Here is a 13,871-nt window from a genome sequence, read left to right on the forward strand (position 1 = left end):
CTGCTACGTCCCGGCTTTTCGTCCCCCGATCGATCTCACTATCGCATTAAGAGCGGGAAATTTCGCGGCTTGTCATGCCTTCTCGGTTGTGAGCCACGCGGCCAGCCCGAGGTACACCAGGCCGCTGCTCACGTCCAGCCGCCGGCGTGCCCGTACGGACCCGCGCAGCCGTCCGGCCAGCGCCGACGACAGCAGCGCGTACGCGCCGTCGCTGATCATCCCCAGCACCAGCCACAACCCGCCGAGCAGCAGGATCTGCGGCCCCACCGGCCCCGCCGACGGGTCGGTGAACGGCGGCAGGAACGCCAGGAAGAACACGGCCGTCTTCGGGTTGAGCACGTTGACCACGAACCCCTCCCAGAACAGCCGACGCCTGGACTGCACCTTCAGCTCGACGACCTCCTCGGGCTCGCCGCCGCGCCGCACCAGCTTGCGCAGGCCGAGCCAGAGCAGGTACGCCACGCTCACGTACTTGACGACCGTGAAGGCGGTCGCCGAGGCCGCGATCAGGGCGCTGATGCCGACGGCCGCCGCGCCGATGTGGACCAGCGAGCCGGTGTGCACGCCCAGCACCGAGACGAACCCGGCGGAGCGGCCCTGGGAGACGCTGCGGGTGACGATGTAGAGCACCGCGGGGCCCGGGACCAGCAGCAGTCCCATCGTGGCCACGCAGAACAACGCGATATGCGTGATGTCCGGCATGTGCTCATGGTAAGGACGCCGTCAACGCCTTTCCCTCATGTGCTCGTCGTGACGCCGTCAACGGCTCTCCCCGGCGGGCGGCAGGCTCGCGCCGAGCGCTTCGAGCAGGGCGCCGGTGGCCGGCGGGTGCGGCGGCTCGCCGTAGACGGCGGCGTAGACGTGCCTGGTGGAGCCGGGCACCTGGGTCGCCTCGACGTCGGGGTTGCGGTGGGCGGTGAGCGCCAGGCCGGGCAGCACGGTCAGGCCCATGCCGGCCGCCACGAGCGCCTGCACGGCCACGATGTCGTCGCTGGTGAAGGAGATGCGCGGCTCGAAGCCGGCCTTGGCGCAGATGTCGAGCAGGTGGCTGCGGCAGCGGTCGCAGCCGGCGATCCAGGGGGAGTCGGCGTGGTCGGCCAGCTCGCCGCCCGGCTCGGGGGAGACCAGGTAGCTGGGGTCGTCGAGGAGGTGGATCAGGTGCAGGCCGGCGTCCTCGGGGGCGGTGTCGTCGTACCGGAACATGACGGCGACGTCGACCCGGCCGGCGCGCAGCAGCCTGAGGGCCTCGGGCGGCTCGGTCTCGGTGAGCTCCAGGCGCAGCCCGGGATGGGCGGCCGCCAGGCGGCGGACGGCGGACGGGATGAACGTGCCGAGCGCCGACGGGAAGGCGGCCAGCCGCACGCGGCCCTCGCGCAGGCCCACGTGGGCGGCCAGCTCCTCGGCCGTGGCGTCGATCCGGCCGATGATGTCGGCGGCGCGGTCGGCCAGCAGCCGGCCCGCCTCCGTCAGCCGGATGCCGCGCCCCACCCGCTGGACGAGCTTGGCGCCGGTCTCGGCCTCCAGCCGGGCCAGGTGGTGGCTGATGGACGGCTGGGAATAGTGGAGCTCCTTGGCGGCCGCGGTGAGCGACCCCTTGCGGGCCACCGCGACGAGGACGCGGAGCCGGGCGACGTCGAGCATTCATCAATCTTATCTATCAATAGGCCAGAAGACTTCTGTTGGACCTATCGATCGCCATGGGCCACCGTAGAGAGGGAGGACAAATTGCCGCGTTTTCCCTAGGGGGACACCGTGAACATGGTCGCGACCACCACCAGGCCAGGGCTCGACGTTCTGGTGTCCGGCATCTCCGAGATCGTGGCCAGGAAGCTCGGCGCCCGCGAGACCGCGTTCGCCGTCGCCGACGTGCTGCGCGACCGGCTGCCCGGCATGGACATCCTCACGCCCGAGGAACGCCTCGGCACGCCCGGACGCTATTCCTCCCACCTGCTGCACGCCCAGGACGAGTTCTCGATCGTGGCCGTCGTGTGGCGTCCCGGCCAGTACACGGTGATCCACGACCACGTGTCCTGGTGCACGTTCGGCATCCTCAGCGGCATCGAGCACGAGACGCTCTACCGCGACATGGGCGACCACCTGGTGGAGATCGGGCGCGCCGACAACCGGCCGGGCGAGGTCAGCGGCTTCGCCCCGCCCGGCGACATCCACATGGTGCTCAACACCAGCGACGAGGTCGGGGTGTCGCTGCACGTGTACGGCGCCGACGTCGGCAAGCTGGGCAGCAGCGTGCGCCGCGTCTACGAGCTGCCGGTGCGCTGACGCCTCACCTGATGCGGCCGTGGAGCAGCTCGACCAGGGTCTGGTGGGTCTGCTCGATCGGCCGCTCGGGGTAGAGGGCGCGGCGCTCGATGGCGACCGTCAGGACCATGCCGAACAGGGCGGTCGCCGCCGTCTCCACATCGAGGTCGGCGCGGATCTCGCCGCTCGCCGCCGCCCTGCGCAGCACGCCCGCGTACACGCCTAGCGCGCTCTCGCGCAGCCGCGCCACCGCCTCCTGCCAGGCGGTGCGCCACATCTCGGCCAGCAACACCCGGGCGAACGGGCCGTGCTCCTCGAAGAAGCGCAACTGGCCGAGCACGACCGAGTCGAGGGCGGCCACACCGCTCTCCCCGGTGTCGGCGGCGGCCAGCGCGCCCGCCAGCCGCTCGATCGAGTGCTCAAGCAGCGCGGAGAACAGGCCCTCCTTGCTGCCGAAGTTGTAGAACACGGTGCCCTTGGCCACCCCGGCGCGCTCGGCGATCGCGTCGACCGTGGTGGCCGCGTAGCCCTGCTCGGCGATCAGCTCGACCGCCGCCGTGAACACCTTCGCCCGGGTGTCCTGCCTGCTCACAGTGACAGCTCGGGGTGCAGGCGCTTCATGGACCAGACGCGGCCGCGCTCCACCGCGAGGGTGGTCAGCGCGAGCCCGAGCACGAGGAATGCGGACAGCACGCCGCAAGCCTGCCACACCACGGTCAGATCGCCGCCACTGATCAGCCTGCGCAGCGCCGAGACGACCCAGCTCATCGGCAGCCACGGCGAGATCGTCTGGAAGAACCCGGGCGAGGTCTCGATCGGGTACGTCCCCGCCGCCGAGGTGAGCTGGAGCATCAGCAGCGCCAGCCCCACCACCCGGCCGGGCGGCCCGAGCAGCGCGTTGACCGCCTGCACCACCGCCAGGAACGCGGCCGCAGCCAGCAGCAGCAGCCCGATCACCCCGAGCCAGTGCGCCGCCTCCAGGCCGAGCGCGAACCGCAGCACCGCCGCCAGCACCCCGACCTGGGCCGCGCCCAGCGCCACCGCGGGCAGCCAGCCGGCCAGCGCGATGCGCACCGCGCCCTGGGTGCCGGCCAGCCGCCGCTGGTTCAGCGGCTTGAGCACCATGAACGTGATCATCGCGCCCACCCACAACGCCAGCGGCAGGAAGAAGGGCGCGAATCCGGTGCCGTAGTTGGGGACCTCGTTGTCGACCGTCTTGGCCAGCCGCACCGGGTCGCTCATCACGTCGGCGCGGGCGGCCCGCTGCCGGGCGTCGTAGTCGGGGATCTTCTCCGCGCCGTCGCCGAGCCCGCCCGCCAGGTCCTTCGAGCCCTCGGCGAGCTGGTCCATGCCCTTGTCCACCTGGCCCGCGCCGTCGTGCAGCCGGCCGACCCCGGTGCGCAGGGTGCTCGCGCCGTCGCTGAGCTTGACCAGCCCGCCGCCGAGCTGCCCGAGGCCGCTGGTGACCTGGGCCGAGCCGTCGTGCAGCTTGGTCGCGCCCTGGTAGAGGGTGCCCGCGCCGGTGCCGGCCTTGGCCAGGCTCGCGTCCACGGTCGCCGCGCCCGCGGCCAGCTTGGCCAGGCCGTCGTCCAGGGCGTTCACCTGGGTCCTGACCTGGTCGACCTTGGGGCCGATCTGCGGGGCCACGGCCGCGATCTTCCTGGCGTTCCTGGCCAGCTCGCGGGCCTGGGCGGACAGGTCGGAGGCGCCGCCCGTGCCGCCGGTGCCCGCCGAACCGGCCTGCTCGGCGGCGCGTTCGGCGGCGTTGGCCGCGCTGCGCAGCAGGGAGCGCACCTCGGGGTCGGCGTCCGCGCCGAGGCGGTCGAGCGCGGCCTGGGCCTGGGAGGCGGCCTCGCGGGCGCTGCCCGCCGCGCGGGTCGCGCCGGTGCCCGTGTCGGAGCCGTCCGCCAGCCGGTCGGCGGCGTCGGCCACCTGCTCGGCGGCGTCGGCGACCTTCGGGCCCCACTCGTCCAGCACCGGCACGTACTTGTCGGCGAGCTGGTTGACCGCGCGCGTCTGGGTGTGGACCTGGTCGGCCGCCTTCTTGGTGCCCTTCCGCAGCTCGGAGGTGCCCTCGCTGCGGAGCTTGCGCAGGCCGTCGCGCAGCTCGCCGATGGCCTGCTGCGCCTTGCCGATGCCGCCGGTGACCTGGGCCGAGCCGTCCCGCAGCTTGCCGGTTGCGGTGTTGGCGCTGTTCAGGCCGACGGAGAGCTGCTGGGCGCCGTTCTCGGCGGTGCCGAGGCCGGAGTTGAGGCGAGAGACGCCGTCGCCGGCCTTGACCGCGCCGTCGTGCAGCTTGCCGGCGCCGTCGGCGGCCTCGGTGGTGGCGTCGTGGATGTCGCCGATCGAGACGAAGACCTTGTCGAAGTAGTCGTGGATGGCCGTGCGCTCGGCGGCGGCGCGCACCTCGTTGAAGACCGCGTCGGAGATGCTGCCGACGATGTAGCTGCGGCCGGTGTCCACCCGCACGCCGAGCTGGGCGGGGGTGGGGGTCGTCGTGTCGTCGGAGGGGGAGGCCAGGCGGGCGCTGAAGTCGGCGGGCACGGTGAGCGACAGGTAGTAGCTGCCGTCGGCGACCCCGTCGGCCGCCTGCCGGGGCGTGGCCTCGTGCCAGGCGAACGTCCTGCGCTCGCGCAGCTCGTCGGCCAGGTCCTGGCCCGCGTGCAGGGTCTTGCCGTCGACCGTGGCCGGGCGGTCCTCCATGACCAGCGCGACGGGGACCCGGTCGAGGTTGCCCTGGGGGTCCCAGAACGACCACAGGTACAGTCCGGCGTACAGCAGCGGCAGCACGATCACCGCCGCCAGCGCAGCCCGGGTCAACCGGGACCGCAGCATGCCCTTCATCACAGCTCCACGAGGTGGTCGTAGCGGGCGGGCGGGCGCACGCAGGTCGCGACCACGGCCGTGCCGAGGCCGGCGCCGAGCTCGCGCAGGAGGTCCCAGAGCTCCCGTACGCGGTCGTCGGGCAGGCCCGCGTCCACGTTGTCGGCGAGGATCACCGCGGGCTCGTCCAGTAGGGCCAGGGCGACGCCGAGGCGCACCTGTTGCTCGCGGTCCAGCTCGCTCACCGGCGTCGTGTCCGGCGCCGCGAGCCCCGCCCGCTTCAGGACTTCCTGGTACGGCCTGCGCCTGCGCTCCCGCAGGTGCTCCTTGACCGTCAGCGCTCTGTCGAGATCCGTCACGCCGTCCACCAGCGCGAGCGCCGCCGCCTTGCGGACGGCCCGCGGCCGGGTGTGCCCGGCGACGGAGAGCGTGCCCGTCGTCGGCTTCATCCGCCCGGCCAGCGTGAGCAGCAGGCTCGTACGCCCGCTGCCCGCCGGCCCGGCGACCGCCGTGAGCGTCCCGGGGCCCGCCTTCAGCGAGACCGCCGGGTACACCCCCTCGATCGACAAGCCCTCCGCGACGATCACCACAACCCCACCTCTTGAACTGACTGGTCAGTACAAAAGATTACCTCGTGATGCGGTGCCTCACACTGTGAGATACGCCTCGAACCGCTCGGCCAGCTCCTTGGGCCGCGAGAGCATGACCATGTGACTGCCCCCGATCTCGTCGGGCATGACACCGAGCCGTTCCCGGACCACCCGCCGCATGAACTCGGGTGGGAAGAACCGGTCGTCCCGGCAGAGCAGGAACCTCGTCGGCACGTCGGGCCACGCCGCCCCCGGCCACGGCTCGACGGACGACTTCTCCGCCTGCGGACGCCCCCGCGACAACTCCTCCTCCGCCAGCTCCTCCGGGACGTCGTGCATGTACTGGGCGATCGTGTCCAGGCCGTCGGCGCCTTGGTACCCGGTGTTGGCCCACCAGTCGCCCGGCGGCTCGCCCGGGGCCGGGATCATGGCCGTGACCAGCACGAGCAGCTTGACGGGCAGCCGGTCGCAGACCAGCGGGCCGACGAAGCCGCCCCACGAGTGGGCCACCACGACCAGCTCGTCCGCCTCGCCGACGGCCCGCGCCACCGTGTCGGCGTAGTCGGCCAGGCCGGCCGACTCGTCCTCGATCGGCAGGTCGACGGCCACCGTCCGGTGGCCCCGGGCGCGCAGCTCGGCCTCGACCAGGTGCCAGTCCCATGCGGAGCTCCCGCCGCCGTGGATCAGCGCGAACGTCGCCATCCGCCTCACCCCCGCGCCGTCGTGCCGGAAACGCCCCGCGGTGCCTCGCTCATGGCTCCTGCTCCCATCGTCGGTGTCCCTGTTCTCGACGCAGTATGGCGAGCGCCTGAGACAGAAAATCCCGCAACCTTTATTGCGCAATTTTCCTTTCGCACCTAGCGTGGAAGTATGGCAAGCCACGATCGGCCCCGCGTCCAGGACGTCGGCACGCTCAAGGCGCTGGCGCACCCGCTGCGCATGAAGCTGTACCGCGCGCTCAAGGTCGCCGAGCTCGCGACCGCCTCGCAGCTCGCCGAGCAGGTGGACGAGGCGGTCTCCCTGGTCAGCTACCACCTGCGCAAGCTGGCCTCGCACGGCCTCATCGAGGAGACGGAGGGCGGCCGGGGCGACGCCCGGGAGCGCTGGTGGCGGACGTCGGCGGAGAGCTTCTCCACCCGTAACTCCGACTTCCGCGACAGCCCCGAGGGCGTCGTGGTCCACCAGACCCTGTCCCGCCTGCACGCCCGCCAGCTCGCCGAGATGTATGACGGCTACCTCGACGCGCAGTGGGCCTGGAGCGAGTCCTGGCAGGACTCGTCCTTCGGGTCGGAGTTCCTGCTGTCGCTGACCGCGCGGGAGTTGCGCGACCTCAGGCAGGAGATCGACGACGTGGTCGTGAAGTGGACGGCCCGCGGCAAGGCGGCCGGCGAGGCGGGTGACACCGAAGGCCGCGAGAACGTGGCCGTGCACTTGTACGGGTTCCCGTTCACGACGTGAGGAGAGCAGGATGAATCCCGACTTATACCTACTTGTCGAGCGAGTACGTGGGCAGGAGCTGCGCGCCGCCGCCCAGGCCCCCCGCCGGACAAGCCGAACAGACCGAACAGGCCGGATAGACCGGACTCACCCGGGGACGGTCGCCCGCGCCTGGGAACGGCGGCTGGGCTGGGCACTGGTGGAGACCGGCCTGCGCCTGGTCTGCCGCGGCACGACCAAGCCCCGCCGCCTGGCGGACCATCACGCCTGACCCGCGCCGCCTGGCGCTCTGATCGGGTCGCGCCGCCGGGCGTCCTAAGCCGGAGCGGTGCCGTTCAAACCCTTCAGGACCGCGCGCTCGACCGGCGTCGGCGCGGTGCCGGTGAGGTCGAGCAGGCCGGTCGGCACCAGCGGCGGCTGCGCCATGAACCGCGGCACGCTCCCGTGATGCGGCTGGGCCGAGTGGATCAGGAACGGATGGCACAGGAAGACGTCGCCGGGGGAGCCGGTGACGGTGACCTCCCGGCGCCCCTCGCTGAGCGGCACGGCCTCCCCGCACAGCGGGAACCATTCACGCCCTTCGTCCCCGGAATCGGCGAGCAGGGCGGGCACGTCCAGATGTGAGCCGACGCGTACCCGGGTGGGGGCGTCGTCGGGGCCGACCTCGGAGAACAGGAACAGCATGAGGAGGGCCCGGCCGCGCGAGCGCAGGTTCACCCGGTACTCGCCGGCGTCACCGGCGAAGCTCGCCTCCAGATGCCAGCCGTCGTCGCCGGGCTCCTTGTCGCTGGGGAAACGCAGCGGGAAGGTGCCGAGACCCATGGGCGCGGTCCATCGCCCGGCGCCCACGAGCTGGTCGTAGGCCTCGTGCAGCGCCTGCGTGTTGGCCGCCGCGCGGAACGGCGGGGTCGCGATCCAGCCCAGCCGCACCACCGGCTGGGTCCAGCTCGACGGGTCGTCCGGATCGCTGCCGCTGGCCGCCCACAGCTCGGCCTGGCACTGCTCGGCCGTCTCCCGGGGAACCGCGCCGGGAAGCCGGACGAACCCGTCCTCCACGAACGACTCGACCTGCTCGTCGGTCAACATGCGCAGCCCTTCCTGACGGTTCCGGGAACGTCGTGCAGTCTGACGAACGACGGCCAGGAAGGGCAACGCAATTTCCGCCCGGGGCGGAGCGGGCGAGGGTCAGACGCCGAGCGCCGACGGCAGGCTCAGCTCCTGGAGGAACAATGCCTCGGCGGTGGCCACCCGGCGCAGCTCGTCGAGGTCGACCCGCTCGTTGGGGGCGTGGATGGCGGCGTCCTCGTCCTCGGCGCCGAACAGCAGGATCTCGGCCGCCGGGTACTGCTTGAGCAGCGTGTTCACCAGCGGGATCGACCCGCCCGCGCCCACGTCGCGCGGCGGACGGCCGAACGCGCGCTCCATCGCCCGGTTGAGCGCCGCCCGCGCCTTGCCGCCGGAGTCGGCCTGGAAGCCGGACCCGACGGTGAAGTCGTCGAACGACACCTGCACGCCCCACGGCGCCACCTGGCGCAGGAACTCCACCACGGCGTTGACCGTGGTCTTCGGGTCGCCGGACGGAGGCACCCGGACGGTCACCCGGGCCCGCGCCGCCGGCTGGACCGCGTTCACGGCGCCCGACACGCTGGGCACGTCGAGGCCCGTGACGGTGATGGCGTACGAGGCCCACAGCCGGTCGGCCAGCGAGCCGGAGCCGACCAGCGAGACGCCGTCCGCCACGCCGGCGGTCTTCCTGAACTCCTCCTCCGACGGCCCCTGGCCGAGGAAGCTGCCGCGCGGCAGGCCGGGCACCCGGATGTCGCCGTTCTCGTCGTGCAGCGCGGTCAGCATGCGCATCAGGGCGGCCAGCGCGTCGGGGGCGGCGCCGCCGAACGAGCCGCTGTGCAGGGCCTCGCGCAGCGTGCGCACCTCGATGGTGAAGGCCGCCATGCCGCGCAGCGACGTCGTGACCGCCGGGTCGCCGACGCGCGGGTTGCCGGTGTCGGCGACCACGATGGCGTCGGCCCGCAGCAGCTCGGGGTTGCGCTCGACGAAGGACTCCAGGCGCTCGCCCGCGTACTCCTCCTGGCCCTCGATGATGACCTTGATGCCCACCGGGAACCGGCCCTGGAAGGCGCGCAGCGCGGCGATGTGGGAGATGATGCCCGACTTGTCGTCGGCGCAGCCGCGGCCGTACAGCTTGCCGTCGATCAGGGTGGGCTCGAACGGCGGCGTGCGCCAGGCGGCCAGGTCGCCGGCCGGCTGCACGTCGTAGTGCGCGTACAGCAGGACGGTGGGCGCGCCGGGAGGGGCGGGGGCCTCACCGTAGATCGCGGGGAAGCTGCCTTCGACGGCGACCTGCTGGACGTGCGGCAGGCCCGCCGAGCGCACGAGCTCCTCCGTCACCGCCGCGGCGGCGAGAACCGGCTCCTCAGGGTGCCCGGGGAAGGCCACGGAGGGGATGGCGGCGAGCCGCTTGAGCTCCTCGATGGCTCGGGGCATCGCGGCGGCGACGGCGCTCTCGATCTGGTCAGGAGTCACGGGACGGTCCCCCGGGGGTCGTTCTCGGCAGTTTGGTCTCATTGGATCACAGAAGGTTCCACAGTATGGAAACAGGCATGACCCGCGCGTTAATCTACCTGCGGATTTCGTTGCTGTTACACAACGGTTCTGCGGATCTCGATTTTCTTGCATAGTGCTGCGACCGATTCGCTTGGCAAACCGCAGGTGAAGATGCACACTGTGGAGAGTTCGACACGAGGGAAGATAACCATGACGCAGCCGGAAAACGACGTCCTGAAGGCCGCGCAGGACAACCTGTGGTTGCACTTCACGAGGCACAGCGCCTACCAGGAGAACGAGATCCCGACCATCGTGCGCGGTGAGGGGTCCTATATCTACGACATCCACGGCAAGCGTTACCTCGACGGCCTGGCCGGGTTGTTCGTGGTCCAGGTCGGGCACGGGCGTGCCGAGCTGGCCGAGGCCGCCGCCAAGCAGGCGCAGGAGCTGGCCTTCTTCCCGTTGTGGTCCTACTCGCACCCCAAGGCGGCCGAGCTGGCCGCCCGCCTGGCCGAGCAGGCGCCGGGCGAGCTGAACCGGGTCTTCTTCACCACCGGCGGCGGCGAGGCCGTCGAGACCGCGTGGAAGCTGGCCAAGCAGTACTACAAGCTCGTCGGCAAGCCGCTCAAGCACAAGGTCATCAGCCGCCAGATCGCCTACCACGGCACCCCGCAGGGCGCCCTGTCGATCACCGGCATCCCGGCGTTCAAGCAGATGTTCGAGCCTCTCGTGCCCGGCTCGGTGCGCGTTCCGAACACGAACTACTACCGCGCCGACGAAATCAGTGGCATCCCTGGCATGTCGCCGGAGGAATACGGCATCTGGGCGGCCGACCGCGTGGCCCGCGCCATCGAGATGGAGGGCCCCGACACGGTGGCCGCCGTCTTCGCCGAGCCCGTCCAGAACGCCGGCGGCTGCTTCCCGCCGCCCCCCGGCTACTTCCAGCGCCTGCGCGAGATCTGCGACGAGTACGACGTGCTGCTCGTCTCCGACGAGGTCATCTGCGCCTTCGGCCGCCTCGGCACCATGTTCGGCGGCCAGAAGTTCGACTACGTGCCCGACATCATCACCTGTGCCAAGGGCCTGACCAGCGGCTACTCGCCCATCGGCGCCATGATCGCGCACGAGCGGCTGTTCGAGCCGTTCAAGCAGGGCGACAACATGTTCGCCCACGGCTACACCTTCGGCGGCCACCCCGTGTCGGCCGCCGTGGCCCTCGCCAACCTCGACATCTTCGAGCGCGAGGACCTGCTCGGCCACGTCACCAAGAACGAGCCCCTCTTCCAGGCCGCCCTCGACGACCTGCGCGACCTGCCGATCGTCGGCGACGTGCGGGGCTCGGGCTACTTCTGGGGCATCGAGCTGGTCAAGGACAAGGCCACCAAGGAGACGTTCAACGCCGAGGAGTCCGAGCGGTTGCTGCGCGGATTCCTGTCCAAGGCGCTGTTCGACGCCGGACTCTACTGCCGGGCGGACGACCGCGGCGACCCCGTGATCCAGCTCGCGCCCCCGCTGATCGCGGGGCAGAGGGAGTTCGACGAGATCGGATCCATCCTGCGGGGTGTGCTCTCGGAAGCGTGGGCGCGCCTCTAACACCCTCCCCACCCGGTACGACGAAGTGCCGGTCTCCGAAAGGATCCCTACGATGAAGATCGGCGTCCCTGCCGAGGTCAAGAACCACGAATACCGTGTGGCGGTCACCCCCGCCGGTGTTCACGAGCTGGTGCGGAACGGTCACGACGTCACCGTCCAGCGGGGTGCCGGCCTCGGCTCACACATCACCGACGAGGAGTACCTCGCCGCGGGCGCGAAGATCCTCGACAACGCCGACGCCGTCTGGGCCGGGGCGGACATGGTCCTGAAGGTCAAGGAGCCCATCGCCGAGGAGTACCACCGCCTGCGCGAGGGCCTGGTCCTGTTCACCTACCTGCACCTGGCCGCCTCCCGTCCGTGCACCGACGCCCTGCTCGCCGCCAGGACGACCGGCATCGCGTACGAGACCGTGCAGGTGGGCCACACGCTGCCGCTGCTGGCCCCGATGTCGGAGGTCGCGGGCCGGCTCGCGCCGCAGGTGGGCGCCTACAACCTCATGCGCTTCAACGGCGGCCGGGGCGTGCTGCCCGGTGGGGTGCCCGGCGTGGCCCCGGCCAAGGTCGTCGTCATCGGCGGCGGCGTCTCGGGCCTCAACGCGGCGCAGATCGCCGTCGGCATGGGCGCGGACGTGACCGTGCTCGACACCAACATCGACCGGCTCCGCCAGATCGACGCCATCTACCAGGGCCGGCTCAAGACCCTCGTGTCCACCTCGTACGCGATCGAGCGCGAGGTCCTGCAGGCCGACCTGGTCATCGGCGCGGTGCTGATCCCCGGGGCCAAGGCCCCGACGCTGGTCTCCAACGACCTGGTCGCGCGGATGAAGCCGGGCTCGGTGCTCGTGGACATCGCCATCGACCAGGGCGGCTGCTTCGAGGACTCGCGGCCGACCACGCACGCCGAGCCGACGTACACGGTGCACAAGTCGATCTTCTACTGCGTGGCCAACATGCCCGGTTCGGTGGCCAACACCTCCACCTACGCCCTGACCAACGCGACGCTCCCGTACGCGGTCAAGCTGGCCAACCTGGGCTGGCGCGACGCGCTGAAGGCCGACCAGGGGCTCGCGGGCGGTCTGAACACCCATGACGGCCTGCTCACCAACGAGCCGGTCGCCCAGGCGCTGGGGCTGGCGTACACGCCGGTCGCCGACGTTCTCTGATTCTCTTCCGGGGGCGCGGCCGGCGGTCGCGCCCCTAACACACTCCCAGGCGGCGCCGCAGGTCACGGGCGGTGGCGAGGACGTGCTGGATCTCGCCCGTGCCCGGCCACGGCGCGCTGCCGGGGCGCAGCAGCGTGCCGCGCACCGACGCCAGGTGCTCGACCGCGCTGCGGTGCACCCCGCTCCGCTCCACCAGCCAGCCGATCACGTCGGAGTGGTCGTGCAGCGGCCTGGTCACCAGGTCCCAGGTGCCCAGCACCTCCGTCAGGTCGGGCACCGGCAGCGGCACGCCGCCCCTGCGGCCGGTGGCCGCCGCCGCCAGCTCCGCGCGGGCGGCCAGCTCGGGCTCGGCGGTGCGCGCCCACGCCTGCGGCGGCGGGTCGGCCAGCCACTCCTCGGCCTCGCCCAGCTCGCCGGCGACCGTCAGCAGCCCGCCCAGCTCGACCGCCGCGCCGTGATGGCCCGCCTGCGCCGCCTGGCGGAACCAGTGGCGGCCGCCGGCCAGGTCGCCGAACTCGGCGATCAGCAGCAGGCCGTAGTTGAAGGCGGACTCGGCGTCGCCGCCCGCCGCCGCCCTGCCGAACCAGTGGCTGGCGGCCGGGGTGTCGCCGAGCTCCACGCAGACGAACCCGGCCATGCGCTGGTCCTCCAGCCGCCCGGCCGCGGCCGCCCGCTCGTACCAGGCGCGGGCCGTACGCAGGTCGCCGCGGGACAGGGCGATGGCGCCGAGCCGGGAGGCGGCGCCCGGGTGCTCGTTCTTGGCGGCCAGCCGGTAGTAGGCCTCGGCGCCCTCGGGGTCGCGGCTGGCGTGCAGGTAGAGGCCCATGCAGTGGGCGGAGTCGGCGTGGCCGCCCCTGGCGGCGTACTCCCACCAGCGCACGGTCTCCTCGTCCTCGCCGGCGGAGTAGGCCAGGAAGCCGAGGTCGTGGGCCGAGGCCATGTCGCCCTCGTCGGCCGCCCTGCGGTGCCACTCGCGGGCCACGCCGGTCTCGCCGGTGTCCTCGCACAGCAGCGCCAGCCGGCGGGCCGCGGCGCGCGACCCGGCCATGGCCGAGCGTTCGAACCAGGCCCTCGCGGCGCCGGCGTCGCCGCGCTGTTCGAGCAGGAGCGTGGCCAGGTTGGCGGCGGCCTCCGCGTCGCCGGTGGCCGCGGCGGTCTCGTACCAGATGACCGCCTCCTCCAGGCTGCCGTGCTTCTCGTGCCAGACGCCCAGGTTGTAGGCGCTGTCGACGTTGCCGCCCGCGGCCGCCAGCTCCCACCAGAGCCGGGCCGCCGCGCGGTCGCCGCGCTGGGCGTAGAGCTTGCCGAGCCGGTGGGCCGCCTGGGCGTCGCCCTGCTGCGCGGCCACCAGCAACTCCGGCTCGTCACCCACCCGTGGCGCCGGAACGGCCGGCGTCGCCACCTCTCCCTGCCACCAGGCCATGGCGACAGAGTGGCACGTGATC

Annotated in this window: 13 protein-coding genes; 4 read left to right on the plus strand and 9 right to left on the minus strand. The window is 72.2% G+C overall.

Annotation, left to right across the window (positions count from 1 at the left end; all coding sequences use genetic code 11):
* Positions 1–72: 72 nt before the first annotated feature.
* Positions 73–702: a LysE family translocator gene (locus ABZ444_RS00720; protein WP_357990709.1), complete on the minus strand. Its 630-nt coding sequence runs from the start codon at positions 700–702 to the stop codon at positions 73–75.
* A 57-nt stretch (positions 703–759) separates the two neighbouring features.
* Entirely contained in the window at positions 760–1,641 is an 882-nt protein-coding gene (locus ABZ444_RS00725) for a LysR family transcriptional regulator (protein WP_357970431.1), read from the minus strand.
* Positions 1,642–1,758: 117 nt separating this feature from the next.
* Here ABZ444_RS00725 and ABZ444_RS00730 point away from each other — a divergent pair, with 117 nt between their 5' ends.
* On the plus strand, positions 1,759–2,280 hold the full coding sequence (locus ABZ444_RS00730) for a cysteine dioxygenase family protein (protein ID WP_357991595.1): 522 nt from the start codon (positions 1,759–1,761) through the stop codon (positions 2,278–2,280).
* 4 nt (positions 2,281–2,284) lie between these two features.
* On the opposite strand, the gene ABZ444_RS00735 is transcribed toward ABZ444_RS00730, so the two are convergent.
* From ABZ444_RS00735 to ABZ444_RS00750, 4 genes are read right to left on the minus strand one after another with little or no spacing between them, the layout of a single operon-like run.
* A complete protein-coding gene (locus tag ABZ444_RS00735; protein WP_352349411.1) occupies positions 2,285–2,851 on the minus strand; it encodes a TetR/AcrR family transcriptional regulator in 567 nt (188 codons plus the stop codon).
* The gene (locus ABZ444_RS00740; protein ID WP_357990712.1) at positions 2,848–5,103 is read right to left on the minus strand and encodes a YhgE/Pip domain-containing protein; all 2,256 of its coding nucleotides are present in this window, start codon (positions 5,101–5,103) and stop codon (positions 2,848–2,850) included. Before ABZ444_RS00740 ends, ABZ444_RS00735 begins: the two co-directional genes overlap by 4 nt.
* Positions 5,103–5,672 carry an ATP-binding cassette domain-containing protein gene (locus ABZ444_RS00745; RefSeq protein ID WP_357990714.1) on the minus strand — a complete coding sequence of 190 codons (570 nt, stop codon included), beginning with the start codon at positions 5,670–5,672 and terminating at the stop codon, positions 5,103–5,105. The genes ABZ444_RS00740 and ABZ444_RS00745 overlap by 1 nt, the downstream gene beginning before the upstream one ends.
* 57 nt (positions 5,673–5,729) lie before the next feature.
* Positions 5,730–6,374, minus strand: coding sequence for an alpha/beta hydrolase (locus ABZ444_RS00750; protein WP_357990717.1), 645 nt, complete (start codon positions 6,372–6,374; stop codon positions 5,730–5,732).
* A 168-nt stretch (positions 6,375–6,542) separates the two neighbouring features.
* On the opposite strand from ABZ444_RS00750, the gene ABZ444_RS00755 reads away from it, so the two are divergent.
* Entirely contained in the window at positions 6,543–7,130 is a 588-nt protein-coding gene (locus ABZ444_RS00755; RefSeq protein ID WP_357990720.1) for a helix-turn-helix domain-containing protein, read from the plus strand.
* Between the two features lie 294 nt (positions 7,131–7,424).
* Here the strand turns inward: ABZ444_RS00755 and ABZ444_RS00760 are convergent, their stop codons facing one another.
* Together ABZ444_RS00760 and ABZ444_RS00765 are read right to left on the minus strand one after the other, a co-directional pair.
* The gene (locus tag ABZ444_RS00760; RefSeq protein ID WP_357990723.1) at positions 7,425–8,195 is read right to left on the minus strand and encodes a phytanoyl-CoA dioxygenase family protein; all 771 of its coding nucleotides are present in this window, start codon (positions 8,193–8,195) and stop codon (positions 7,425–7,427) included.
* Positions 8,196–8,294: 99 nt separating this feature from the next.
* Positions 8,295–9,650, minus strand: coding sequence for a dipeptidase (locus tag ABZ444_RS00765; protein ID WP_357990726.1), 1,356 nt, complete (start codon positions 9,648–9,650; stop codon positions 8,295–8,297).
* A gap of 231 nt (positions 9,651–9,881) precedes the next feature.
* On the opposite strand from ABZ444_RS00765, the gene ABZ444_RS00770 reads away from it, so the two are divergent.
* Both ABZ444_RS00770 and ald read left to right on the plus strand, forming a co-directional pair.
* Positions 9,882–11,264, plus strand: coding sequence for an aspartate aminotransferase family protein (locus tag ABZ444_RS00770; protein ID WP_357990729.1), 1,383 nt, complete (start codon positions 9,882–9,884; stop codon positions 11,262–11,264).
* A gap of 52 nt (positions 11,265–11,316) precedes the next feature.
* Positions 11,317–12,426 (plus strand): alanine dehydrogenase, encoded by a 1,110-nt coding sequence (ald, locus tag ABZ444_RS00775; RefSeq protein ID WP_352349429.1) that lies wholly within the window; start codon positions 11,317–11,319, stop codon positions 12,424–12,426.
* A gap of 34 nt (positions 12,427–12,460) precedes the next feature.
* Here the strand turns inward: ald and ABZ444_RS00780 are convergent, their stop codons facing one another.
* Positions 12,461–13,849 carry a tetratricopeptide repeat protein gene (locus ABZ444_RS00780; protein WP_357990732.1) on the minus strand — a complete coding sequence of 463 codons (1,389 nt, stop codon included), beginning with the start codon at positions 13,847–13,849 and terminating at the stop codon, positions 12,461–12,463.
* Between the last annotated feature and the right edge of the window lie 22 nt (positions 13,850–13,871).

The sequence above is a fragment of the Nonomuraea sp. NPDC005730 genome (assembly GCF_040630865.1).
In the GTDB taxonomy this organism is placed as follows: Bacteria; Actinomycetota; Actinomycetes; order Streptosporangiales; family Streptosporangiaceae; genus Nonomuraea.

What these genes read in the sequence shown, in the direction of transcription:
- ABZ444_RS00760 (WP_357990723.1), bottom strand. Translation starts at nt 8,195, where the DNA reads ATGTTGACCGACGAGCAGGTCGAGTCGTTCGTGGAGGACGGGTTCGTC.
- ABZ444_RS00725 (WP_357970431.1), bottom strand. Translation starts at nt 1,641, where the DNA reads ATGCTCGACGTCGCCCGGCTCCGCGTCCTCGTCGCGGTGGCCCGCAAG.
- ABZ444_RS00740 (WP_357990712.1), bottom strand. Translation starts at nt 5,103, where the DNA reads ATGAAGGGCATGCTGCGGTCCCGGTTGACCCGGGCTGCGCTGGCGGCG.
- ABZ444_RS00780 (WP_357990732.1), bottom strand. Translation starts at nt 13,849, where the DNA reads ATGGCCTGGTGGCAGGGAGAGGTGGCGACGCCGGCCGTTCCGGCGCCA.
- ABZ444_RS00770 (WP_357990729.1), top strand. Translation starts at nt 9,882, where the DNA reads ATGACGCAGCCGGAAAACGACGTCCTGAAGGCCGCGCAGGACAACCTG.
- ABZ444_RS00730 (WP_357991595.1), top strand. Translation starts at nt 1,759, where the DNA reads ATGGTCGCGACCACCACCAGGCCAGGGCTCGACGTTCTGGTGTCCGGC.
- ABZ444_RS00720 (WP_357990709.1), bottom strand. Translation starts at nt 702, where the DNA reads ATGCCGGACATCACGCATATCGCGTTGTTCTGCGTGGCCACGATGGGA.
- ABZ444_RS00755 (WP_357990720.1), top strand. Translation starts at nt 6,543, where the DNA reads ATGGCAAGCCACGATCGGCCCCGCGTCCAGGACGTCGGCACGCTCAAG.
- ald (WP_352349429.1), top strand. Translation starts at nt 11,317, where the DNA reads ATGAAGATCGGCGTCCCTGCCGAGGTCAAGAACCACGAATACCGTGTG.
- ABZ444_RS00750 (WP_357990717.1), bottom strand. Translation starts at nt 6,374, where the DNA reads ATGGCGACGTTCGCGCTGATCCACGGCGGCGGGAGCTCCGCATGGGAC.